The organism is Pseudoalteromonas sp. TP27 (assembly GCF_056470645.1).
In genome coordinates, this window is sequence record NZ_JARDAK010000001.1 from 325402 (window position 1) to 350508 (window position 25107).

The following is a 25107-nucleotide window of genomic DNA, read 5'->3' on the forward strand; positions in this document are numbered from 1 at the left end:
AACAAGTTAATTCAAGTTTTATAATTTTTCATACCAAGCAGCTGGTTTATGTCAGCTGTTATTTTTCGCTTATACATTTATAAATACAAATCATATTCAGTAAAGGATCCAAGCATATTACTCTGTACTAATGTGCTGCAGTAACTGTTAAGGCCACCTTAGTATGGTAAGCAAAAGTATTGAACAAAAAATACAGCTATAAAACAATTGCATTACAGTGAAGGAAAACACATCGTCGGTTACAGTCACTATACCGTATTTAGATAGTGTCCAGCCATAACGAAAAGAATGCAATAAAGGTAACCCCACCATAAGTAAAAGTACCACGCTGTAAAATTGATTAATCGTGCTTAAAAGCGACAGTTCAGCGAACAACATTAAGGGTAAACTGATACACAAACCAAATAAAAACACACCCGCTATTCTTTTATTAGAGCAGCTGGTCATTCGTAATATTTTTTTAGCCTCAGCCTCTTTTTCTATCGCATCATTATAGTGTTTTAATTCGTTTTCTCTTTTTAAAAATTCAGCCATTAATGCATTGAAATTCTCTGTGTATTTATCTTTATCTATATTAGCTTTTACATCGAACAATTCTTCAAGTGTATAGTTAGAATAATCTATTTTAATGGGGTAATTCCTTATAGAGTACTGTTTATAGCGGCTACAGAAAGTGCAATTCCTTCGCTAACCTTCTTAAATAACGTCAATAAAAACAAGTGACTATTACATTTCAAGTGCAAGTTAGACCCATAAAAAAACACGCAACAGATGCGTGCTTTATAATATATCTAAGGCTGACAAAATAGTAATTTAACCTACTTTAAGCTGCGCAGCTTGAATGTATTGCACGAGATCTTCAATAGAAACCACGGTCATATTATGCTTATTAGCATAATCACTCACTTCAGGTAAACGTGCCATTGAACCATCGGGATTAGTAAGTTCGCAAATTACACCAAATGGTTTTAAGCCGGCAAGTTGCATTAAATCAACCGATGCTTCAGTGTGACCTCGGCGAACTAGCACACCGCCCGTTTGTGCTTTTAAACCAAATACATGGCCAGGGCGTGATAAATCACTTGGTTTTGCATTATCGGCTGTAGCAGCTTTAATAGTAGTCACTCTATCAACGGCAGATACACCAGTTGTAACACCGTGCTTAGCTTCAATAGTGACAGTATAAGCGGTGTTATTTTGACTGGTGTTGTTGGTTACCATTTGCGGCAAATCGAGCTGTTTAATACGCTCCTCTCCCATACATAGGCATACAATACCGCTACCTTCGCGGATCATTTCGGCCATTTGCGGGGCCGTTAAATGCTCAGCTGAAAAAACAAAGTCACCTTCGTTTTCGCGGTTTTCGTCATCAACAACAAGTACGCCTTGCCCTTGCTGTAATGCAGCAATTGCGCTTTGTACACGGATATGGCTTTCGCCGAATTGAGTAAGTAGAGACTGAATCATCATTATATTCCAAATAAAAAATAATAGATTCAGGACACAGAAAGGCATGGCAAAGCCATACAAATAAAATCGTATGGATTAAACCAAAACAGCATTAAAAATGCTCACCAAAAAGCTACGTTTTGGTGTACATAAATAAGCTATATTCTCTTTCATCCGGACTCTAACCGTCGGCTCTGGCATCTCACCAGATCTGCTTGACCTTTACTTAACCTAATTACTGTAAAAATAAGTTAAATAAAGCGCTCGCGGGCTCATTTAAGTTACGAATAACATTAAACATACCGCCGGTGGGGAATTTCACCCCGCCCTGAGAATTAACAGTAAGTGTTAGCACTTACTGCAAGCATATTATACGCCTGTATTTACTTGTTTTTCAAAACTAAATGCCATAAATACTACGAAAGTTGAATGTTTACCGATGCACTGTTTACTATACCTTCATTTATATCAGCAATAAGCGAACACATAGCACCGTTAACTAAATTTAAGTTAGGTTGAACGTGCCCTATGTCAGCATCAAAAATAACGGGAAATAAACACCCGCCCAATGCAACATCAAGCGCATGACGATAATCAAAGGCATCATAATGACTTTGTGTAATTTCACTTCGCCCTAAAACCAAGCCATTAATGTCGTCAAATATGCCCGCTAGTTTTAATGACAGTAAAAATCGTGCAACCGTGGTAGGTGTAAGCTCTGAGTTTTCTAAGTATAAAATAAGCCCTTCGGGTGCACTATCCTTTTTAAATTCATGCAGTGCTAAAAATGGTGAGTCGAGCAATAAGCCGACTGTATCTAAACATCCGCCAAATAAGCGGCCTGACATTTCTATGGTGCGTTTATCTGTATAGTTTAAACATTGCCATTTTGTGGGCTCATTAGGGCTTAGTAATTCATTCGGGTTTTGTGCGTAATTAGGTTTGTTCTTTTGGTATAAAGAAGAAGGCCCTTGCTCAAATTTACTACCGGCTTCGTAAGTAAGGGTTTCGAATATTTGTAGGCTATACGCGTTTTTTTCATCTGGATGGAGCTGCATAAGATTAGCGCTGTGAAGTGTTGCCCATTGGCACTTAGCGGTGAGTGCACATGCAATAGTACTTACATCAGAAAACCCAACTAGCCATTTAGGTTTGGCTTGTTTAATCGCGTTAAAATCAAGTAGTGGCAATACCTCCATTGCCAGCTCACCACCCATTGGCGGCATAATGGCATCTATTTCATCGTCTAGTAATAAACCCATTAGTTGCTCGGCATGGGCTTTAGCATTAAGCTCATTACGAGGTCTGTTTTGACGTAAAAACTCCCCCTCTATAACCTCATAGCCACGGTGCTTTAATCCATCTATCACAATATCTAATCGCCCGTGGTATTTTTCTTTTAGGCCTGATGACAGCGAGCAAATTGCAATTTTAGAGCCTACTTTTAAAGGCGCTGGGTAAAGAATATTAGCCATGAGTGTTCCTTTTTAATAATACCAACCTGCATAAATCTTTGATCAATTTAACGAATTAAATTGCACTATAACGTCGTTAAAAGTTTTTTATTTAGAACAACTAGATATAAAAACTTTTGCCTAGTTCTAGCGTAATTTTCTTAACGTTAAATAGACCCCATATATAAGCAGATTGGTATAAAGTGATTATGTACCTATATCATCATGCTTACTCTTTATACAATATGAATACCCTGAACAGTATAGTGATTAATTGCTATAGTGATTTATTTAAGGCATAAAAAAACCGATGTAATTACATCGGTTTTTATTTAAAACGTTAAAGTGAGTTATACGTTAAAGATACTCAACTTCAATGATTTCGAACTCAACAATACCTTTTGGCGTTTGAATAGACACTGCATCGTCCATTTGTTTACCAATTAAGCCACGTGCAATCGGTGAATTTACAGAAATTAAGTTATTTTTAATATCTGCTTCATCATCGCCCACAATACGGTATTTTACTTCAGCATCGGTTTCTACATTTACAATAGTGACCGTTGTACCAAAAATAACTCTACCGGTATTTGGCATTTTAGTTACGTCGATAATTTGAACATTTGAAAGCTTAGCTTCAATTTCTTGAATACGCCCTTCACAAAAACCCTGTTGCTCACGTGCAGCATGATACTCAGCGTTTTCTTTTAAGTCACCATGTTCACGTGCAACCGCAATATCACTTACGATTTTAGGACGGGTAACTGTTTTTAATTCGTTAAGCTCTTTACGCAGTAAATCTGCGCCACGAACTGTCATCGGAATTGATTGCATACTTTTCTCACTTAACACCAAGGCCCTAGTTGGCCTTGGCACATTTCCTTAGTTCAATCGCAGGTGTAGCTCTTGAACTGACGTCACTTTACTGCGGTCATCTGCTTTGTTAGCAGTACAGTTAGCGAATGCCGCGTTCAAGGTTGTCGTATAGTTGGTTTTATTTTGCAATGCACCACGACGTAACACCTTCGAATCTTCGATCGCTTGGCGACCTTCGGTGGTATTAACAATATAGCTGTACTCTTTATTCTTAATATAATCAAGAATGTGCGGGCGGCCTTCATATACTTTGTTTACACGTCGTACTTCAATGCCAGCTTCTTCAAGAGCTTGTGCCGTGCCACCAGTTGCATCAAGTTCAAAACCTAAGTCGGTCATGATTTTGGCTAATTCAACAATACGTGGCTTATCGCTATTACGAACAGATAATAACGCGCGACCACCGCGTGGTAAAGTATTGCTTGCACCTAATTGTGCTTTTGCGAATGCTTCGGCGAAAGTATCGCCAACACCCATCACTTCACCTGTTGAACGCATCTCAGGGCCACGGATTGGATCCACACCTTGAAACTTAGCAAACGGCAATACAACTTCTTTAACGCTGTAGTAAGGAGGAATCACTTCTTTAGTAATACCTTGGCTTGCTAAAGACTGCCCTGCCATACAACGTGCAGCTACTTTTGCAAGTGCTACACCGGTTGCTTTTGATACAAACGGTACAGTACGTGCAGCACGTGGATTAACTTCGATTAAATACACTTTGCCTTCTTTTACTGCAAACTGTGTATTCATCAAGCCAACAACACCAAGCTCAAGCGCCATGTCGGTTACTTGCTTGCGCATTACGTCTTGCACTTCTTGTGATAAAGAATGTGCTGGTAATGAACACGCTGAGTCACCCGAGTGAACACCCGCTTGCTCAATGTGCTCCATAATACCGCCGATAATTACTTGCTCGCCGTCACAAATTGCGTCAACGTCAACTTCAATCGCGTTATCTAAGAAACGGTCCAGTAATACAGGCGCTTCGTTTGATGCTTGTACAGCTTCGGTCATGTAGCGACGTAAATCATCTTCGTCGTATACAATTTCCATTGCACGACCACCCAGTACATACGACGGGCGTACAACTAATGGAAAGCCAATTTCAACTGATTTAAGTAAGGCTTCTTCGGTTGAAGTTACTGTTGCATTTTCTGGCTGAAGTAAGTTTAAACGTTCAACAAGTTGTTGGAAACGTTCGCGGTCTTCTGCACGGTCAATCGCATCAGGTGAAGTACCAATCACTGGTACGCCATTGGCTTCAAGCTCACGCGCTAGCTTAAGTGGTGTTTGACCACCGTATTGTACGATAACGCCTTTTGGCTTTTCAACACGTACGATTTCGAGTACGTCTTCAAGCGTAATTGGTTCGAAGTATAAACGATCCGAAGTATCATAATCGGTAGATACCGTTTCAGGGTTACAGTTAACCATGATAGTTTCATAACCGTCTTCGCGAAGCGCAAGCGAGGCATGTACACAACAGTAATCAAACTCAATACCTTGACCGATACGGTTTGGACCACCACCAATAACCATGATTTTATCACGATCAGTTGGGTTAGCTTCACACTCTTCATCGTAAGTTGAATACATGTAAGCCGTGTCTGAGCTAAATTCTGCAGCGCACGTATCAACACGTTTGTATACTGGCACGATGTTTAATAAGTGACGTTTTTTACGAATTTCAGCTTCTGATACACCTGCAATTTCTGCGATACGCGGATCTGCAAAGCCTTTGCGTTTAAGTTTACGTAGGAAGTCAGCATTTAAACCCGCCATGCCTACTTTCGCTATTTTTGCTTCGTCTTTTAAAATGTCTTCTATTTGTACTAAGAACCAGCGGTTAACTTTAGTCAGTTCGTAAACATCTTCAACGCTCATACCGTGGCGCATTGCATCGGCAATGTACCAAATACGCTCAGCGCCTGGCTCGCGTAGTTCACGAATTATTTTTTCTTTTGCTTTAGGATCATCAAGCGCAACTATCGGGTTAAATCCCGTTGCACCTACTTCAAGACCACGTAATGCTTTGTGTAATGATTCTTGTTGGTTACGACCAATTGCCATTACTTCGCCAACTGATTTCATTTGCGTAGTTAAACGGTCATTAGCACCGGCAAATTTTTCGAAGTTAAAGCGAGGAATTTTTGTTACAACGTAATCGATTGAAGGCTCAAAAGATGCTGGAGTTTTGCCACCAGTAATATCGTTTTGAAGTTCATCAAGCGTATAACCTACTGCTAGTTTTGCTGCAATTTTAGCAATTGGGAAACCCGTTGCTTTTGATGCAAGTGCAGATGAGCGTGATACACGTGGGTTCATCTCAATGATAACCATACGGCCATCTTCTGGATTAATACCAAACTGTACGTTCGAACCACCGGTTTCTACACCAATTTCACGTAATACTGCCATAGAGGCGTTACGCATAATTTGGTATTCTTTGTCGGTTAGTGTTTGCGCTGGTGCAACGGTGATTGAATCGCCAGTGTGAACACCCATCGGGTCAAAGTTTTCAATGGTACAAACAATAATACAGTTGTCGTTTTTATCACGTACAACTTCTGTTTCGTACTCTTTCCAACCAATTAGTGATTCATCAATGAGTAATTCGTTCGTTGGCGATAAATCTAAGCCTCGTTCACAAATTTCTTCAAACTCTTCTAAGTTATACGCCACACCGCCGCCGGTGCCGCCCATAGTAAAAGAAGGCCTGATAATACATGGCAAACCAATGCGCGTTATGATGTCTTTGGCTTCATCCATAGAGTGAGCAATCTCAGCACGTGGACATTCAAGACCAATATTTTTCATTGCTACGTCAAAGCGTTCGCGGTTTTCTGCTTTGTCGATTGCATCAGCCGTTGCACCAATAAGTTCAACGCCGTGCTTAGCCAATACGCCGTGCTTGTCTAAATCAAGTGCACAGTTTAATGCTGTTTGACCACCCATTGTAGGCAGTATTGCATCAGGCTTTTCTTTTTCAATGATTTTTTCTACCACTTCCCAATGAATGGGTTCGATGTATGTTGCATCGGCCATATCAGGGTCTGTCATGATAGTTGCAGGGTTTGAGTTAACTAATATAACTCTGTAGCCTTCTTCTCTAAGTGCTTTACACGCTTGAGCACCAGAGTAGTCAAATTCACACGCTTGACCAATTACAATTGGGCCTGCGCCTAAGATAAGAATGCTTTTTATGTCGGTACGTTTTGGCATTATTACTCCAGTTAAATTAGTGTTTACGCGCTTGCATCAAATCGATGAAGTGGTCAAATAATGGTGCTGCATCGTGTGGACCAGGGCTTGCTTCAGGGTGACCCTGGAAACTAAACGCTGGTTTATCTGTACGATGAATACCTTGAAGCGTTCCGTCAAATAACGATTTGTGCGTGGCACGAAGCGTACTTGGCAGGCTTGACTCTTGAGCTGCAAAACCATGGTTTTGAGCCGTGATCATAACTACATCGCGGTCTAGGTCTTTAACTGGGTGGTTAGCGCCGTGGTGGCCAAATTTCATTTTTTCTGTTTTAGCACCTGAGGCAAGGGCTAATAACTGATGACCTAAACAGATACCAAAAATTGGTGTGTCGGTTTCTAAAAAGGTTTTAATTGCATCAATAGCGTAAGTACATGGCTCAGGATCGCCAGGGCCATTAGATAGGAAGATACCATCAGGGTTTAAAGCCAGTACGTCAGCGGCAGAGGTTTGCGCTGGTACTACTGTAAGTTTACAGCCACGGTCTACAAGCATACGCAAAATATTACGCTTTACACCGAAGTCGTAGGCAACAACATGAAACTTTTCATCAGCAGCATCAAGGGTTTTAAATCCTTCGCCTAATGTCCAGCTTGATTCGCGCCACTCAAAATTTTCCTTGGTTGAGACAACTTTTGCTAAATCCATACCTTTTAAGCCTGGGAAGGCTTGCGCGGCTTGTAACGCTTTGTTTTCGTCTAGATCGTCACCGGCAACAATACACCCGTTTTGTGCGCCTTTATCACGCAAAATTCGAGTTAACTTTCTGGTGTCGATGTCCGCAATACCTAAAATATTACGTTCTTTTAAGTAATCATCTAACGATTGCTCGTTACGAAAATTACTTGCTAGCAGTGGCAAATCACGGATCACTAGGCCTTTAGCCCATATTTGATTCGCTTCTTCGTCTTCGCTGTTGGTACCCGTATTACCTATATGTGGGTACGTCAAAGTTACGATTTGTTCCGCGTATGATGGATCAGTCAAAATTTCTTGATAACCAGTCATAGACGTATTGAATACTACTTCACCGACTGACATGCCGTCAGCGCCGATTGCAGTACCGCGAAACACTGTGCCGTCTTCTAGGACTAACAGAGCGGATTTAGTCAAGTTAAACCTCCTAACAGTAAAAAACGGGAGTAAGCAATTGCTTAACACCCCGCCAATACCCAGAGGGATCGTCAAAACTAGATTTTTGTGAGCTTAAATAGTTTTACGCAGTCTTAAATGATGCCGATATAAAACACTAAACCTTCAATCATTTTTTCTTGCCTAAAACTATTTTTATTCCCACTGAAACCCAGGATTTACTAGCCATTTGGGTATAATTGGAAACACGCATTTAGTAATTTTTGGCAAATTGGCTGCATATTACATGAAGTTGCTATTTAGGTCTAACACTTTTTAGTAAATTGTTACAAACAAGTCACTGTAGGTGAAATTAGACCCAAACAGCTAAAAAAGTAACTAAACTACTTCAGATCCAGCACATCTTGCATATCATAAAGTCCTGCAGGTTTGTTTTCCAACCAGCTTGCAGCCCTTACAGCACCTAGAGCGAACGTCATTCTTGAACTTGCTTTGTGGGTTAATTCAAGCCTTTCGCCCATTGTAGCGAAGTATGCGGTGTGTTCACCTACTATATCGCCCCCTCTTAGTACCGAATAACCAATTTCATTTTGCGATTTAGCTGTTTCCACTTGGCTGCGGTCGTATACAGCAACTTCATCGTGATCCCAGCCTTTAGCTTGTGCAATAGATTCACCAATGGCGAGTGCAGTACCTGATGGTGCATCTATTTTATGACGATGATGCGCTTCAAATATTTCAATATCTAAGTCGTCACCAAACTTAGTTGCCGCTGTTTGTACTAGGTTTAATAGTACATTTACGCCAACACTGTAATTGCGGGCAAATACAATTGGAATATGTTTGGCTGCATCGTGTAGTAGCGCCATATCCTCGCTTGTTAAACCCGTTGTACCAATAACCATAGGAATTTTTTGTGCTACAGCGGTTTTTAAATGATTTTTCATACCTGCTGGAAGCGTAAAGTCGATTAAAACATCTACATTATCTATTGTGGTTTCTTCGCTAAAGCTAACACTGCTGTCGGCTGCGCTATTTACTTGATTTACATTAATACCTAATAACGATGAACTACCACGAACGTATGCACCTGTAAGTTGTGTTTGCTCTTTAATTGTCACTGCTTCTAATAGAGCTAAGCCCATTCTGCCATTAGCACCAAAAACGCCTATTCGATTTGTAGTCATTGTTTTTACCTAATTTAATTTAAATCCATTTTTTACTAATCTGAGTATATATCCGAAGCATTGCAAATACGCGCTTGGGCATTTTTATGCAGTTGGACAAATATTAATCGCTGAAAATAGCGTTACTTTGTAGATATTATCTAAAAGTCATGCAATAGTCAGGTGACCTTTTAATTTAATAATAATAACAATACCAGTTTACTTTAGCCATCTATACATTTAAACTTCTCTTTCGCGTCGATTTGGTCTTTGGCTTGCGGGCGCTGCGGTCTTCTTAATTAATAAAATAAGAGTGACTAGCTAAATTCAGCTAAAAGAGGAGTTTTTGGCTGTTGTATTACTAAACTGTTTACGAGGAATATGATGCAGCCATCATTTAATAAAAACAAAGCTATACTTTCTTTACTTCCCCTACTGACCTTTGTAGCACTATTTTTAGGCTCTGGTTTGTACTTGCAATCGCAAGGGGTCGATTACGCTTTTTATCAACTTCCTGCTCCCGTAGCTATACTACCTGCCATTATGCTTGCGTTTATTTTAAACAAGGGCACGGTAAACGAATGTGTTGAGACTTTTATTAAAGGTGCTGGCCACAATAATATTATAACCATGTGTTTAATTTACCTACTTGCAGGTGCGTTTTCAGCCGTGGCTAGTGCAACCGGTGGTGTTGACGCGGTAGTAAATGCAGGTTTATCACTTATTCCTCCCGCTTTGTTGCTCCCAGGATTATTTTTAATTGCTGCTGTTGTATCTACAGCTATGGGAACGTCAATGGGTACTATTGGTGCTATTGGCCCTATTGCTTATGCGGTGTCTATTAAAACAGGTATAGACCCTGCATTGATGGCAGGTACGATTGTATCAGGCGCTATGTTTGGCGATAACTTATCAATTATTTCAGACACGACTATTGCAGCCACACGTACACAGGGCTGTGAAATGAAAGATAAGTTTAAAGAAAATCTTAAAATTGCAGTCCCTGCTGCAATACTAACTATTGGCTTGTTGTTTTATTTAACACCCGCAGCGCAAGTTGTTGAAACCAAGGATTACGATATTTGGTTAGTACTTCCGTATGCCTTTATTTTAGTGTTAGCAGTTGCTGGCCTAAACGTATTTGTGGTGTTGTTTAGCGGTATTATTTTTGCTGCATTAATGGGCTTTACAGGAAGCTATGAAGGCGCAAGCTTTGTAAAAGATATTTACAAAGGCTTTACCGATATGCAGGAAATATTTTTACTATCAATGTTTATTGGTGGCTTATCTGAATTCATTCGTATTAATGGTGGCCTTGATTACATTGCTCAAAAAATTCAAGCGATTACTAAAATCATTGCAAAGTGGCATCGTAAAGTGGCCGACCAATTAGGTATTGCCGCGCTCGTTATGACAAGTAATATGTGTATTGCTAATAACACGGTATCTATTATTGTTGCTGGCCCTATTGCTAAAAAGCTTGCCGACGACGGTGAAATAAGCGGTAAACGCTCTGCAAGTTTACTTGATATTTTTGCTTGTGTAACGCAAGGCTCACTGCCTTATGGCGCTCAAGCACTATTGTTAGGTGCAACCTTTAAAATTAGTCCGTGGGAAGTATCAACGTCTTCTTATTACTGCTTTATTTTAGCCTTTACTGCAATTGCTATTATTTGTTTACGTCGTAATAAAGCATAATAAATTGATTTATTGCATGTTGCAGCTTATTAAGTGGGCTGCAACATGTGTTAAATTAGCGATCAACAAATCAATCTCTTCTGCTATAATCTTCGCTTCCGCGTGTCACTAAAATTATAGTTAATTAAACAGTTATGAAATTTAAAAAATCACTTTCTCTCGTTAGCCTTGCGTCCATTGCTTTATCGTCATCTGCTTTTGCAGCAAACTGGAGCAGTACAGCGCTACACCTTAATAATGGTTTTCAAAAAAACCCGTTTACCGAAAAGAAATCAAATACAACCGTTTATTCTATTCAGCATGCTTCTGGTTATGAGTTTGGAGATAACTTTTTCTTTATTGATTACAGTAATGATCTTAAAGACGATGGTTACCTAGACGATGACTTTTATGGCGAATTTTACACTACAGTTAGCATGTCTGCTCTTTATGATGAAAAAGTCGGTACTGGCAATTTATTAGATGTTGGTTTAACAGCCGGTATTAATGTTGCCCACGATGCAAAAATGATTAAGTATTTACCAGGTGTTAAATTAAGTTGGGATGTACCTGGGTTTAACTTTTTTCAAACTTTAGTAACTGCCTACATTGATGACAGTGAAGGTGTGGCTAAAGGCGGCGCGCCTATTGAAACAAATAGCTGGATGCTTGATGTAGCGTTTGAATACCCTTTTACAATTGGCTCGCAAAAGTTTAGCTTTAAAGGCCACGCTGAATACATTGCTGAGCGTGAAGATGAGTTTGGCAACGATGTAGAAGCTTGGATACTCGCACAGCCTATTTTAGTGTGGGATATGGGTCATGCCATGCAAATGAAAGAAAACACCTTACTACTGGGTATGGAGCTTCAGTACTGGCACAACAAACTAGGTACTGAAGTTACTGAATCGGTTCCGCAAATACATGTTGAGTGGACTTTTTAAACACCTCGTATCCATTTTAAATTATGTAAATTTTAAGCGGAGCTATACTTTTAGCTCCGCTTTTTTGGTTAACCTAAAACATTCAATTGAACAGGTTTAAATACTTAGTTATTGTTGTACTTCTTTTTAAGCCAACTTTTAAGCCAAGCGCTCGCCTTTAATAGGAGTTACTGAATGTCGTCGATTAAAGTGATTTGTTTTTCTACTTTATTGTTGCTAACCAATAATGCCTTAGCAGGTACCTCACAAGATACATCCGCCCTTTCTTATGATGCACTATTAAGTAATTACCAGTATGATTTTAAAGTAAATTACTTTGCATTTGAGTCGCAAAAGCAATCACTAAAAATGGCATATATTTACCTAAAACCAGTTAAAGCTGGCATGCCTGTTGTTACACTTATGCATGGTAAAAACTTTAACGCCGATTACTGGACTACAACAGCGCAATACCTACAATCTTTAGGCTACGGCGTGTTAATCCCTGATCAAATTGGTTTTGGTAAGTCGTCTAAACCTACTAACTACCAGTATTCGTTTGCGGCGCTTGCTCATCATACGCGCGCATTAATGGACTCGCTTAATATAAAAGAGTCAGTTGTTATTGGGCACTCGATGGGCGGAATGTTAGCAAGTCGCTTTGCGTTAATGTATCCAAATACAACTACGAAGCTAATTTTATTAAACCCTATTGGGCTTGAAAACTACCTACAATATGTTGATTATAAAGATACTAATTTTTTCTATAAAAACGAGCTTTCAAAAACACCGGAAGGCGTAAGAAAATACCAACAAAAAAATTACTACGATGGTAAGTGGAATACAACATATTCAGCCTTAACCGACTTTATAACAGGGCAAATACAAGGCCCAGATAAAGAAAAAATGGCGTGGGTAAATGCTAAAACATACGACATGATTTTCACCCAACCTGTAATAACCGAATTTAAAGATTTGACTGTGCCGGTTAAATTAATTATTGGCACACGAGATAGAACCGGTCCTGGTCGTAACTGGAAAAAAGACGGTGTAGATTACGAGCTCGGCCGTTACGATAAGTTAGGCAAAAATGCCGCATCACTTATCCCTAATGCTAAATTATATGAGCTTGATAATTTAGGTCATTTGCCGCAAATTGAAGATTTTGATCGTTTTAAAGATGTATTAAAAAAGGCGCTTACAACTAAATAGAGGTGAGTACTGAATATAAAAACCCCTGTAAGTAATTACTCACAAGGGTTTTTATTATAGAAGCTAAATTACAACTTACACTGTGGGTTTTTACCCTGCGCTTTAGCAGTGCTTTGCTCACTAAGAGCTTTACTCATTTGTGCTTGTAAGTCTTTAATACGACTGCTTGGCGCTGGGTGAGTTGATAAAAACTCAGGTGTTGTACCACTACCTGCTGCACTCATATTTTGCCAAAGCGTTACCGACTCTTCTGGATTAAAGCCAGCTTCAGCCATTAAATCTAAACCAATTTCATCAGCTTCTGACTCGTGAGAACGGCTAAATGGTAAAACAACACCGTATTGCGCGCCTAAGCCTAAGCCTTGCATAATTTCGTTACGATATTGAATGTTACCCATTTCAAGTGCTGCACTACCAAGCTGCATACCTGTATCTAAAATAGAGCTTTGTGAAACACGCTCATTAGAATGCTCAGCAATTACGTGCCCTACTTCGTGTCCTAGCACTGTTGCTAATTGGTCTTGGTTCGTCGCTATTTTTAATAAACCCGTATGAACCCCAATGTAACCACCAGGTAGTGCAAAAGCGTTAGCAGATTCATCTTCAAATACAACCACCTCCCAATTTTGCGACGCGTATTCTTTTGGTAATACAGCCACTACTTTTTCAGCAATGCAATTTACATATGCATTTGTTTTTGCATCTTTATTAATTGGTTGGTTTTTTTTCATATCTGCAAAACTAGCAGTGCCCATCTCACTCATTTGTTGATCTGAGTAAAGCGCTATTTGTGTGCGCCCTGTTGGTGACGTTTTACAACCGGCCAAAACGGCTGTCGCTAATACTGCAAGTACTAGTTTTTTCATGGTGATTCTCTTAAGTTATTAATTAATTATTTATTGCTTGTAGAATAGCAAACACAGTGCCAGTTTAAAATCTTTGCTTTATATACACTATATTAAAAAGATGAGATAAGACGATAGACTTAGCAGGCAAACTAAGTTTATCCAAATACAATGCCCTGTTACACTATAGGCCTTGTTTTTAGTGATTGTTGAGTTTACACATGGACGCCTCAGCCTCGTCTTTTAATACCCGTATTTTATTACCCTTATTAGCCAGTATTGTGGCAATTACTCCATTGGCTATTGATATGTACTTGCCTGCTATGCTGGTAATTGCAAACGATTTACAAACTAATATGCCAAATGTTCAAATATCGTTAAGTATTTACTTAGCGGGCTATTCTTTAGGTATGTTATTTTTTGGCCCAATTGCCGATCAAATTGGCCGTCGCAAGCTTGCACGTATTGGCTTAACCCTATTTGGCGCAAGCTCACTTGCTTTGGCATTTACAACCGAAATCCATGCGTTTTGGACACTTAGAGCGGTGCAAGCATTTACAGGAGCTGCGGCAACCGTAGTCGTACCGGGTATTATTCGTCATATTTATCAGCAAAATACGGCTAAAGGAATGTCCTATGTATCGATGATCATGATGGTAGCACCGTTAGTAGCTCCCTCTGTTGGCTCATTTATTTTAGGCTTTTCTGTTTGGTCGAGTATATTTTTAGTACTCGCTGGATATAGCTTTTTAATATTGGTGTTTGTACAAGTGTATCTAATAGATATACCTATTCATAAAAATGAGAAAAAAGGCCTCGCGTTATTTTTTGATAGCTATAAAACAGTGCTAAGTAATAAAGATGCCCGTGCCGACATACTCAGTTCTATGTTTGTATCGTTTGGATTTTTTTGCTTTTTAACCTCAGTGCCTTTTATTTACTTAGATTTATATAAAGTATCGGAACAGTTGTTTGGCGTATTGTTTGCGTTTAACGTAATGGCTCTGATGTTTGGTAACTTTTTAAATACGCGAATAGTGCCTAGGCTTGGCTCTCGTAAAATGCTCTATATTGGGCTTGTATGTGGGTTTGTATCGGGGCTTGCGCTGTTAACATTTAGCTTATTGCACTTATCACTTTATTATATTGTGGCTGCTATTGCGCCATTAATGATGAGTTTAGGCGTCACAGCAAGTAATGCAGACTCGCTAATATTAATGAAGTTTGAAAAAAACACAGGTACAGCAACGGCCGTAATTGGCACACTTCGTTTTGGTAGTGGCGCATTAGTTGGCCCGCTACTCGCTATTATGCATGCAAAAAGCGCAGTGCCATTTTCGAGTTTAATGTTTAGTGCTGTGTTACTCACTATGCTCGTACAGCTAATTCACTATAAAAAAGACAAAAAAAATGCCTCTTTATGAGGCATTTTTTATCAAAGCTAATAATCTTAAATTAATTAAGCGTCAGCAGCTTTAGAAACCATAACCATTGCAGGGCGTAATAAACGACCGTTTAATGTGTAACCTTTTTGCATAACAGCAAGTACTGTATTAGGTGTTACATCGTTACTTGGTTGAATTGACATTGCTTGATGAAAATCTGGATTAAACTGCTCACCTTGTGGGTTTACAATTTCAACACCAAATTTAGAGACAGCATCATTAAAGCTCTTAACCGTCATATCGATACCTTCAAGTAACGGCTTTAATGTTTCATTTTCTTTGTCAGAAAACTCAATCGCGCGTTCAAGGTTATCGATTACAGGTAGTAATTCGTTAGCAAATTTTTCTAGTGCAAATTTATGCGCTTTTTCTACATCTTGTGCTGCACGACGACGAATATTATCTACGTCTGCGGCTGCACGAACAACGCCATCTTTTTGATCGGCAATTGTTTGCTTAGCGGCTTCAAGCTCTGCATATAGCATCGCTATTTCGGCTTCAGGGCTTTGCTCTTGCTCTGAATGTTGATCAGCGGCTTCAACTGCTGCTTCTACATCAGCCTGCATTTTAGAAATTTCTTCGTTTAATTCTACTTCTTGCTCAGGGTTTTGTGTCTGCTCAGACATAAAATACGTGCTCCAATTCTTTTCAACTGCGGTAATTATGGGGATTGAATAAAAAGATTCAAGAGTTAGATGTCTCAATTAATTTAAATTCTTGAATTATTTCTTCAATCTGCGCTGATTTAGGGCAAATTATACAAAAGCGGCTTTGATATTCTTGATTTTGAAAGTAAGGCACGCTTATTACAATCAATTCATCGCACTCAGTAAAAGGTAATTTTTCGCTATTAAGTACCGATACACCATTTTTAAAAGCAAGCTTATCTTCTACATAATTTAAAAACGAAACACCAATATTTAAACTTTGTTCGCAGTCTATTTGTTTGTAGAGGTAATTTTCACCAACAACAATACTATTATCTGAGCCTAACTTTTGGCTTAGTTGACGCGTCCATTGATTAAGCGAATCGTGACAATTTCGAGGCGCTGTATTTGCCATAGCTTGCATACGGTATAAACCTTCCATTAAGGTTTGCTGGCTAAATACGGTATTTAACCACGTGGCAAATTGATAACGAACGGAGTCTGACGAATCATGAGGTTTATCAATACAAATATTATGACTCTGCCCTGCTCTATCGATTAATAAAATAAGCCAGTCGGTAGAATCAAAATCAAGCACTTCTACTCTAAATACTTGCTGCGAACTGGCTTGTGGTAAACCAACACAACAACATACTTGATACTTTTGGCTCAAGCCATGCGCGAGCTCAACAAGTTGTGACTGCTGTGGTTGCCAATAATTAGCAATATCAGCAAGCACAAAAAATTCGTCAAACCAATAATCAAACCCTTCATTTGTCGGCACTCGCCCTGCGGATGTATGAGGTGAGTACAATAAGCCCACTTTTTCTAAGCGAGCCATAGCATTACGTACCGTAGCCGAACACACTGCCATGCCTTTAAGCTTAGCAACTTTTGTTGATGGGACGGGCAAACCCTCACCATTACAGTACATGTTCATAACAGCTGAAAAAATTTGCTGATCTCGTGGGTTTAGTTTCATGGTATCTACATCTTGTTGCATGAAAGAGATATCGGGGCGTTTAGTTGTTTTTCAAGTCGTGCAGCTAACTCACAGTGAATAAAACTGATGGTTTATAATATTGCTATAATCTGTATTTTCAAACACTTCTGTTTTGAGTTACTCTACAATTATTAAATCTCTTTGTGCGTACATTATGGACTCTCCTTTTAACACCATAGGCCTAATTGGCAAACCTAATCATCCGGGAGCAGCGGCTACTCTGCAGCGTCTACATACATTTTTACTTGCGCTTGGTTTTGAGGTAATAGTAGAAAAACGCACAGGGAGTCAATTAGATAATATCCCTTCAGACAAACTCGTTAAATTAGTCGACTTAGGTGAACAAGCCGATTTAGCCATTGTTGTAGGCGGTGACGGTAACATGCTTGGCGCAGCACGCGTGCTTGCACGCTTTAATATTGCTGTTATTGGTGTGAATAGAGGTAACCTTGGCTTTTTAACTGATTTAAACCCTGAGGGGTTTGAAGCGAGCTTAGAGCAAGTCCTCAGTGGTGAATATCTTGAAGAAAAACGCTTTTTATTAGAAGTAGAAGTATATCGCCATAACGAATTAAAAAGTGCAAACTCAGCCGTTAACGAAGCGGTACTTCATGCCGATAAAGTAGCGCACATGATTGAGTTTGAAGCCTTTATAAATAATGACTTTGTATTCTCTCAGCGCTCTGATGGTTTAATCGTATCAACCCCTACAGGCTCTACAGCCTATTCGCTATCCGGTGGCGGGCCAATATTAACGCCAGAGCTAAATGCAATATCGTTAGTACCTATGTTTCCTCATACCTTATCCAGCAGACCTTTAGTGGTCGATGCCGATAACGAAGTACGTTTAAAGCTAAGTTTAGAAAACACAGACAGCCTTCAAGTAAGTTGCGACAGCCATGTCGTGCTTGCCGTATTGCCCGGCGATGAAGTAGTTATTAAAAAAGCTGATAAACAGTTGCGCTTAATTCATCCAAAAAATTACTCGTACTACAACGTTTTGCGTACAAAACTCAATTGGGGTAGTCGTTTATATTAGACTTCTTCAACAAGCTCGGTGGCCGACTTATATTTAGACAGTCAACATAAAAATAATCGTCTCAGGAAAGTAGTTAGCAACACATGGTTACTTTTGCTTACCGTTAAACTTATCACTGATGGGCACCGCGTTATTTACGTTATGCCTAATATGAAGAGAAAATACACAACGAAAAATTCAACCTGAAATACAAATTCCTCTAACTTTATTGCCAAAAGTTAAGCAATAGAGCAAAATGCTGGCTAAAAATAATAATTAATTGTATCAGGAACAAATGGCAATGGGTTATGCCGTATTCTTTGCTTTACTACTATTAATTACGCTTTTAGCTAGTTATATAAAAATCGAAAGTAATCGTAAAAAGATAATAGAAGCAAAAAGAAAACTCTTTCATGAACGTACTACTCACGTGAACCTCTGCCTTAAAGCAAAGCTTAATGAATTACTTGATGCTAAATTGATTCGTCCAAAATACATTTCTCGCATCCAAGCTATTGTAAATAATTTTTTGTTGTTCAAACATATACAGAAGAAAACTTACAGCGACTTGAAGATACAACAAGGTTACTAATAAATACTTTATCTAATGAGTTAATTAAAACTAATCAAACAAGCTTTATTCAGCCATTAATTGATAACATGGAGCGTTTTGTAGCAGAATTACCTCAGCAAGGAATCCACTATAATAGAGAGTTTTATATAAATACATTACCTATGCTTATAGCTCTGCTTGAATCCAAAAATAACACGCAACCTATTGATAATAATAAAAATGACTTTCATATAACCTCCGATACAACATTAAGCCATGATGTAAGCGTTGTGTAGATAATAAAAATTTAATTTGCAAAAACCAAAAACACTGTATAAATTAACAGTTAATTGACTGGATGGATAAACAGTATGTTAATTGGTTTAGAAGTTAAAAATTTTGCAATCGTAAGTAATTTAAGCACTGAATGGTGCAGTGGAATGACCGCGATCACAGGTGAGACTGGCGCTGGTAAGTCTATTGCTATTGACGCCCTATCGCTATGCTTAGGTGAGCGCGCTGAAGCATCAGCAGTTCGCCCAAGCTCTGATAAAGCAGAAGTATGTGCACAATTTGACTTAACAAATTTACCACTTGCTCAAGCATTTTTAGAGCAACATATGCTAAACAATGGCGATAATGAATGTTTATTACGCCGTGTTGTCTGCAAAAATGGCCGTAGTAAAAGCTATATTAATGGCAGTGCGGTTACTGCATCGCAATTAAAAGAACTTGGTCAATATTTAATATCTATTCATGGACAACATGCCCACCAACATTTATTAAAAGCTGAGCATCAGTTACAGCTTTTAGATGCCTATGCAGGACATCATCATTTAGTAAACTCAGTAAATAAAAGCTATAAACAGTTTGCTAACTTACAAAAAGAATTTAAGCACTTAGAACAACAACAGCAGCAACAAGCAGCGCAAAAGCAATTGTTAGAGTATCAAGTTGCTGAGCTTGATGAATTTGCCTTACAAGAAAATGAGTTTGATTTAATTGAGGCTGAGCATTACAAACTAAGTAATAGCCAAACGATATTAGAATCGTGCCAACGTGAATTACAACACTTGTATGAAAGTGATGAGCAAAATGCTTGTTCATTACTACAGCATAGCGCTCAACAATTTACTGAACTGGCTCAATATGACGAAAGTTTAGCAAGCGTGGCTGCACTGCTTAGCGAAGCGGCTGTACAAGTTGAAGAAGCAAGCCGCGAAGTGCGTAATTACACTGAGCAAACAGATTTAGACCCTGCCCGCTTAGGTGAAGTAGAGAATAGGTTAAGTGGTGCGATGGATTTAGCACGCAAGCACCATATAAAGCCACAGCAATTGGTTGAGTTTCATCAATCGATTGCTCAAGAGCTCGAGTCAATAAGTAATAATAGTAATCGCTTAGAGCAACTAGAGTCAGAAATAGAAAACGCGTTACTTACTTATAAGCAAGCGGCTGATCAGCTAAGTAAAAGCCGCTGCGAGTATGCTAATACACTTAACACACTAATAAGTGAAAGCATGGCTAATTTATCAATGGAAAACGGTGTTTTTGAAATAGCCCTAACTCAAGAGAGTAATCGTACACCAAACAGCTTAGGCTTTGATAATGTATCTTTTTTAGTATCAACTAATCCGGGGCAGCCACTTCAACCATTAGCTAAAGTAGCATCAGGTGGTGAGCTTTCTCGTATAAGCCTTGCTATACAGGTAATTATTGCCCAAAAAGTAACAACCCCAACGCTTATTTTTGATGAAGTTGATGTCGGTATATCAGGCCCTACCGCATCGGCTGTAGGTAAATTATTGCGCCAGCTAGGTAAGTCTACTCAAGTAATTTGTGTTACTCATTTACCACAAGTAGCTAGTAGTGCGCATCAGCAGTTTTTTGTAGCTAAAGAAATATCACAAGGGGAGACGTTTACTCATATGCTGCCTTTGAATAAAGATGGCCGTATTAATGAAATAGCCCGTTTACTTGGTGGCGACAATGTAAGCAAAACCGCTAAAGCAAATGCTAAAGAACTAATAATGGCTCACGCTTAATGTGTTAGTAAATAACGTCTTCAAGGATTAAATAATGCACAATACCTTAGTTGATTTTTGTATAATTTTAAGTTGGTTGTTATTAGTACTAAGCACCTGTTTAATTATATTTAGTAAATATAAACATACTTGTTTTAAACAACGTTTATTTAGGTTTTTAAATAGCTTTTTAGTTTTTCAACTAGCCGTTGTGGCCTATTACTTTTCTAACGAAAAGGTAAATGGGCTAAGTGATTTAAGCATTAGTTATTGGGCTTTAATTACAATGCAAGTTACGTGTAATGTAGTTTGTTATTTGAGCGTAAAACGCAGAAAAGCTAAAATAAAGCCATCCCTTGATTCGTTTTCAATGGACTAATGCGCATAACAATTAAGAGGAGCAAGTTCTGTTTTTTCCTTGCTCTTTTGCTTTATAAAGTAGTTCATCCTCGCGTTTGATGTCGAGGTCTATAGGGCGCTCTGCACTAGCTGGCGTTGCGCCAATACTTAGTGTTAAATTTACATTCTTTGAAAACAAACCCACAGCGGAAGCGTTAAGAGAGTTGTGAATTTTTTCTGCAACTTGCTCTCCCTCCCGAGCTGTTGCATTTGGAGTGACAATTAGAAACTCTTCACTGTCCCAACGTAAAGCAATCGCATTTAAAGAATGCTTCCCTCAAATATTTTAGCCAAGTTGATAAGTGATCCACCACTGAAATCGTGGCCAAGTTGATCATTAGTTTTTAACGTTATCGACATCAGCTAATAAAATTACAAATAGAATATTATTATTTTTATTTTTAAACTTACTCTTAATAATCAAAAGGTTATTAAGAGTAAAACGATGACTTGGCAGACCAGCGAAAGGGTTTATAGTTGCTGAAAAATTATTTTTTGACGCAAACCATTTATTTTACTGCTGTATTCTTTTTTGAGTATTCATAATAGTTGATTATTGACGCGACAAATATAAGAGTGAGAGCAAATACCAATTAGGCAAAATTCAGGGCCATAGCTACATATATTAAATATATTAGCATAGCAAAATCTAAAAAATCGCCGATAAAAATAAAACTATATCAAATGGCCTCCCTTAAGTTCGCGCATTAAATAAGCCATATGAAATACTCATATAAGCCCCGTACTCTGTGCTAGTAAGAGTTAAGTAGAACATAAGTGCATACGGCGTATACGGTGCGTATGGTGCGTATGGTGCGTATGGTGCGTATGGTGCGTATGGTGCGTATGGTGCGTATAAATTATAGTGACAGACTTCTCTACCCCCTACTTATATTAGACACCAATAAATAAACAAACGACTAAAGTACATACTAAACAATAGCTGCTGTTAAACGCTAAGCTAACTATCTAATACCAATCTGCTTATATATGGGGCCTATTTAACGTTAAGAAAATTACGCTAGAACTAGGCAAAAATTTTTGTATCTAGTTGTTCTCGGCAATTGCTCCCTGCATTGCTCTACCTCCTGCATCCATGCAGTCGTAAATAAAAAATTTTTAACGACGTTATAGTGCAATTTAATTCGTTAAATTGATCAAAGATTTATGCAGGTTGGTATAAAGCATTGCTATAGACCCTATCGAAGAAAAAAGTCGAACTATGAGCTAATGCTGTTCACTTAAGGTGAATGGCTTTTTTATTTCTAGCGTATCGCTGCGGTCTTGGCCTGACTGAACGAGGAAAACTTCGCCCCCTTCGAGGCTCTAGAATGAGGCTTTCTGCCATCGCATAAAAATATTTTAATTGACGTGGTATGGCTCCAGGTGTTGAATAAGGTAATCCAACAAGCAACCTCATTATTTGAGCTAAACTACCATTGAAACTCAGTTGGTACGGTAAATAATCACTTTTTAATGTGTGACACATTTTTACCATCTGATATCGCACCATATTATAAGTAAACAACACTCCCCACAGCTCTTGCTTTACAAGCGCTGGTAAGCGACTTCTTAATGTTAATCGATTACCCAGCATATATTGCTTTTGTTCGCGATAACCAAGCTCTATCTCCCAGCGGTGACTGTACAAATCGCCTATATCGGCTGACGGATATCGCATCGGATCTGTCATTGATGTCATCACACTGTATGATTTCCCCTTTATTTTTCGAGTCACTAACCTCGCTATTAAGGTGTCAGGCAGCGTTGGCCACATTTTTCTTGCTCTTGGGTTGCTGCTAAGTTGGACTAATTTATCATTACGCCCTAATGTTTGAATAACGTCATATTGCACATTTTTTTTCAGGGGGATTAGCCAATGGCGTTCACTGCCAGTTGTTTGCAATTTATGTAAAAGCCCTAAAGAATAAAAACCTTTGTCGAATAAAGTGAGGCTGTTATCGGGTGTAGTTTCTATAAGCTTTTCAGCCAGTACCATTTCATTGACCTTGTAATCATCAAAAGCGCTCCCCGTTATTAAATGGCTGCTCAGCTCCATTTGACACACCATTCTGACCTGTGGGTATTGTGTATTGGCCGGTTTTGTAAAGGCCTCATTATTTTGGGGGGAGTCATCCGTACGCCAAACAACACCATCGATACCCAGCAAGGTAAGTCCATTCCAATGAGGGTGGTTAGCGTCTTCATTCCAATGTCTTTGGGTGCATTCAAATAAGGCTTTCATGGCGGCTTCACCTAGATTTTTACGACGCTGAGTTAAAGCACTTGGCGCAACAAATGGCTTCCCTTCTCGGTCAATAATGTCGAGCATATTAACGACATCGGCTATCGATTCTAGGGTTAGTTTTCTTTTCCGTAGTGTAACGGTTTCGGTCAGCGCATAGGCTTCTTCGATAAGGGATAAAGGAAGTAAATCTGCAAGTGTTTCAACGTCATTAGGTTTGATGTTGTTAATAATATCGAGAGCATTAGAGAGTTGCATAAAAAAATCCGAATTCTACAAAAGAATTCGGATTCTTACATACCTAGAAGATCGTTCAAGTGCTATTAACTATTTCTTAAATGATCGGCATTAAAGCCACATGGCTTGCTTTTAATATTGTTTATACAAATAAACAATTAAACTTTCAAGTAGTCCATAATACCTTCTGCAGCATTACGTCCTTCAAAAATAGCAGTTACTACTAAATCTGAACCTCGTACTATATCGCCACCAGCAAATATTTTAGGGTTAGTTGTTTGATGTGTAAACTCACCTTGTTCTGGTGCATTTATGCCACCCCAGTGGTTTATTTCTACATCGTATTTTTCTAGCCAATCCATTTTGTGAGGTTGGAAACCAAACGCCATGATAACTTGGTCTGCTTCAATAACATGCTCTGAACCAGGTACGTCTTCAGCACGGCTTCTGCCTTTTGCGTCAGGTTCACCTAATTTAGTTTTAACCATTTTAACGCCGGTCACTTTACCTTTATTGTTCAATACAATGCCTTTAGGCTGAACGTTATACGTAAATATAACACCTTCTTCTTTCGCGTTTTTAACCTCACGTTTAGAACCCGGCATATTTTCTTTATCACGACGATAAGCACACGTTACTTTTGCAGCGTTTTGACGAATAGACGTACGTACACAGTCCATAGCCGTATCACCACCACCAAGTACAACTACTTTTTGGTTAGCCATATCAATACACGGTTGTTTTGTCTCGTCGTAGCCCATTACACGGTTTGTGTTACCAATTAAAAATGGCAGTGCATCGTGAACGCCCGCGGCGTCTTCGTTTTCAAGGCCTGCACGCATACTCTGATACGTACCAACCCCTAAAAATACAGCGTCATAATCAGCTAAAATTTGATCAAGTGTAATATCAACACCTACTTCAACATTTAACTTAAACTCAACGCCCATTTCAGTGAAAATTTCACGGCGCTTTTGCATTACTGATTTTTCAAGTTTAAAAGAAGGAATACCAAAAGTGAGTAATCCGCCAATTTCTGGATGACGGTCAAACACCACTGGTTTAACGCCATTACGTACTAAAATATCAGCACACCCCAAACCTGCAGGACCTGCACCAATAATGGCTACTTTTTTGTCAGTCCATGTTACATAAGACATATCAGGCTTCCAGCCCATTTTAAATGCCTCATCAGTAATGTATTTTTCAATATTACCGATGGTAACTGCACCAAACTCTTCATCGAGCGTACACGAACCTTCACACAAGCGGTCTTGTGGGCAAACACGCCCACATACCTCTGGCAAGCTATTTGTACGATGAGAAAGCTCAGCCGCCTCTATAATACGGCCCGTGCGTATTAACTTTAACCATTGTGGAATGTAGTTATGTACTGGACATTTCCACTCACAGTATGGGTTACCACAATCTAAACAACGGTCAGCTTGTGAATTAACCTGATTCTCTGAAAAGGGTTCGTAAATTTCTACGAAAGATTTTTTACGTGACGAGATTGGTTTTTTGCGTGGGTCTACACGCTGCACGTCTATAAATTGATATACATTTTCGCTCATACT

Annotated in this window: 20 protein-coding genes and 1 riboswitch; of the genes, 7 read left to right on the top strand and 13 right to left on the bottom strand. The window is 39.0% G+C overall.

Annotation, left to right across the window (positions count from 1 at the left end; translation table 11 throughout):
• Positions 1 to 147: 147 nt before the first annotated feature.
• The 7 genes from PX700_RS01460 to dapB form a co-directional block, all read right to left on the bottom strand.
• On the bottom strand, positions 148 to 534 hold the full coding sequence (locus PX700_RS01460; protein WP_415636340.1) for a hypothetical protein: 387 nt from the start codon (positions 532 to 534) through the stop codon (positions 148 to 150).
• A gap of 279 nt (positions 535 to 813) precedes the next feature.
• On the bottom strand, positions 814 to 1467 hold the full coding sequence (gene ribB, locus PX700_RS01465) for a 3,4-dihydroxy-2-butanone-4-phosphate synthase (RefSeq protein WP_165728274.1): 654 nt from the start codon (positions 1465 to 1467) through the stop codon (positions 814 to 816).
• A 140-nt stretch (positions 1468 to 1607) separates the two neighbouring features.
• Positions 1608 to 1789: riboswitch (FMN riboswitch) on the bottom strand.
• A gap of 76 nt (positions 1790 to 1865) precedes the next feature.
• Positions 1866 to 2924 carry a S66 family peptidase gene (locus tag PX700_RS01470; RefSeq protein WP_479519647.1) on the bottom strand — a complete coding sequence of 353 codons (1059 nt, stop codon included), beginning with the start codon at positions 2922 to 2924 and terminating at the stop codon, positions 1866 to 1868.
• Positions 2925 to 3260: 336 nt separating this feature from the next.
• Positions 3261 to 3737 carry a transcription elongation factor GreA gene (gene greA, locus PX700_RS01475; RefSeq protein ID WP_479519648.1) on the bottom strand — a complete coding sequence of 159 codons (477 nt, stop codon included), beginning with the start codon at positions 3735 to 3737 and terminating at the stop codon, positions 3261 to 3263.
• A 48-nt stretch (positions 3738 to 3785) separates the two neighbouring features.
• Positions 3786 to 7004 carry a carbamoyl-phosphate synthase large subunit gene (carB, locus tag PX700_RS01480; protein WP_479519649.1) on the bottom strand — a complete coding sequence of 1073 codons (3219 nt, stop codon included), beginning with the start codon at positions 7002 to 7004 and terminating at the stop codon, positions 3786 to 3788.
• A 16-nt stretch (positions 7005 to 7020) separates the two neighbouring features.
• A complete protein-coding gene (gene carA, locus PX700_RS01485; RefSeq protein ID WP_479519650.1) occupies positions 7021 to 8157 on the bottom strand; it encodes a glutamine-hydrolyzing carbamoyl-phosphate synthase small subunit in 1137 nt (378 codons plus the stop codon).
• Positions 8158 to 8519: 362 nt separating this feature from the next.
• On the bottom strand, positions 8520 to 9323 hold the full coding sequence (gene dapB / locus PX700_RS01490) for a 4-hydroxy-tetrahydrodipicolinate reductase (RefSeq protein WP_479519651.1): 804 nt from the start codon (positions 9321 to 9323) through the stop codon (positions 8520 to 8522).
• Between the two features lie 363 nt (positions 9324 to 9686).
• Between dapB and PX700_RS01495 the strand changes: the two genes are divergently transcribed.
• The 3 genes from PX700_RS01495 (at position 9687) to PX700_RS01505 (ending at position 13114) form a co-directional block, all read left to right on the top strand.
• The gene (locus PX700_RS01495) at positions 9687 to 11000 is read left to right on the top strand and encodes a Na+/H+ antiporter NhaC family protein (protein WP_479519652.1); all 1314 of its coding nucleotides are present in this window, start codon (positions 9687 to 9689) and stop codon (positions 10998 to 11000) included.
• Between the two features lie 134 nt (positions 11001 to 11134).
• Positions 11135 to 11923 carry a nucleoside-binding protein gene (locus tag PX700_RS01500; RefSeq protein WP_415636345.1) on the top strand — a complete coding sequence of 263 codons (789 nt, stop codon included), beginning with the start codon at positions 11135 to 11137 and terminating at the stop codon, positions 11921 to 11923.
• Positions 11924 to 12097: 174 nt separating this feature from the next.
• Positions 12098 to 13114: an alpha/beta fold hydrolase gene (locus tag PX700_RS01505; protein WP_415636346.1), complete on the top strand. Its 1017-nt coding sequence runs from the start codon at positions 12098 to 12100 to the stop codon at positions 13112 to 13114.
• Positions 13115 to 13182: 68 nt separating this feature from the next.
• Here PX700_RS01505 and PX700_RS01510 read toward each other — a convergent pair whose 3' ends face one another.
• On the bottom strand, positions 13183 to 13980 hold the full coding sequence (locus PX700_RS01510) for a M48 family metallopeptidase (protein ID WP_479519653.1): 798 nt from the start codon (positions 13978 to 13980) through the stop codon (positions 13183 to 13185).
• A 200-nt stretch (positions 13981 to 14180) separates the two neighbouring features.
• Between PX700_RS01510 and PX700_RS01515 the strand changes: the two genes are divergently transcribed.
• A complete protein-coding gene (locus PX700_RS01515; protein WP_479519654.1) occupies positions 14181 to 15383 on the top strand; it encodes a Bcr/CflA family multidrug efflux MFS transporter in 1203 nt (400 codons plus the stop codon).
• 35 nt (positions 15384 to 15418) lie between these two features.
• Here the strand turns inward: PX700_RS01515 and grpE are convergent, their stop codons facing one another.
• Together grpE and PX700_RS01525 are read right to left on the bottom strand one after the other, a co-directional pair.
• Positions 15419 to 16030: a nucleotide exchange factor GrpE gene (grpE, locus tag PX700_RS01520; RefSeq protein ID WP_197176504.1), complete on the bottom strand. Its 612-nt coding sequence runs from the start codon at positions 16028 to 16030 to the stop codon at positions 15419 to 15421.
• A gap of 58 nt (positions 16031 to 16088) precedes the next feature.
• Positions 16089 to 17054, bottom strand: coding sequence for an HrcA family transcriptional regulator (locus PX700_RS01525; protein ID WP_479519655.1), 966 nt, complete (start codon positions 17052 to 17054; stop codon positions 16089 to 16091).
• Between the two features lie 154 nt (positions 17055 to 17208).
• Between PX700_RS01525 and nadK the strand changes: the two genes are divergently transcribed.
• From nadK to recN, 3 genes are all read left to right on the top strand, one after another.
• On the top strand, positions 17209 to 18093 hold the full coding sequence (gene nadK, locus PX700_RS01530) for an NAD(+) kinase (RefSeq protein WP_197176502.1): 885 nt from the start codon (positions 17209 to 17211) through the stop codon (positions 18091 to 18093).
• Positions 18094 to 18367: 274 nt separating this feature from the next.
• Positions 18368 to 18664: a hypothetical protein gene (locus tag PX700_RS01535; RefSeq protein WP_479519656.1), complete on the top strand. Its 297-nt coding sequence runs from the start codon at positions 18368 to 18370 to the stop codon at positions 18662 to 18664.
• 332 nt (positions 18665 to 18996) lie between these two features.
• Positions 18997 to 20670: a DNA repair protein RecN gene (gene recN, locus PX700_RS01540; protein ID WP_415636351.1), complete on the top strand. Its 1674-nt coding sequence runs from the start codon at positions 18997 to 18999 to the stop codon at positions 20668 to 20670.
• Between the two features lie 370 nt (positions 20671 to 21040).
• Here the strand turns inward: recN and PX700_RS01545 are convergent, their stop codons facing one another.
• The 3 genes from PX700_RS01545 to PX700_RS01555 all read right to left on the bottom strand — a co-directional run bounded on the left by PX700_RS01545 (position 21041) and on the right by PX700_RS01555 (position 25104).
• Positions 21041 to 21304 (bottom strand): GGDEF domain-containing protein, encoded by a 264-nt coding sequence (locus PX700_RS01545; protein WP_415636485.1) that lies wholly within the window; start codon positions 21302 to 21304, stop codon positions 21041 to 21043.
• A 981-nt stretch (positions 21305 to 22285) separates the two neighbouring features.
• Complete coding sequence (locus PX700_RS01550; RefSeq protein WP_479519657.1) at positions 22286 to 23551, bottom strand: IS4 family transposase; 1266 nt, start codon at positions 23549 to 23551, stop codon at positions 22286 to 22288.
• Between the two features lie 137 nt (positions 23552 to 23688).
• Complete coding sequence (locus tag PX700_RS01555) at positions 23689 to 25104, bottom strand: FAD-dependent oxidoreductase (RefSeq protein ID WP_479519658.1); 1416 nt, start codon at positions 25102 to 25104, stop codon at positions 23689 to 23691.
• Between the last annotated feature and the right edge of the window lie 3 nt (positions 25105 to 25107).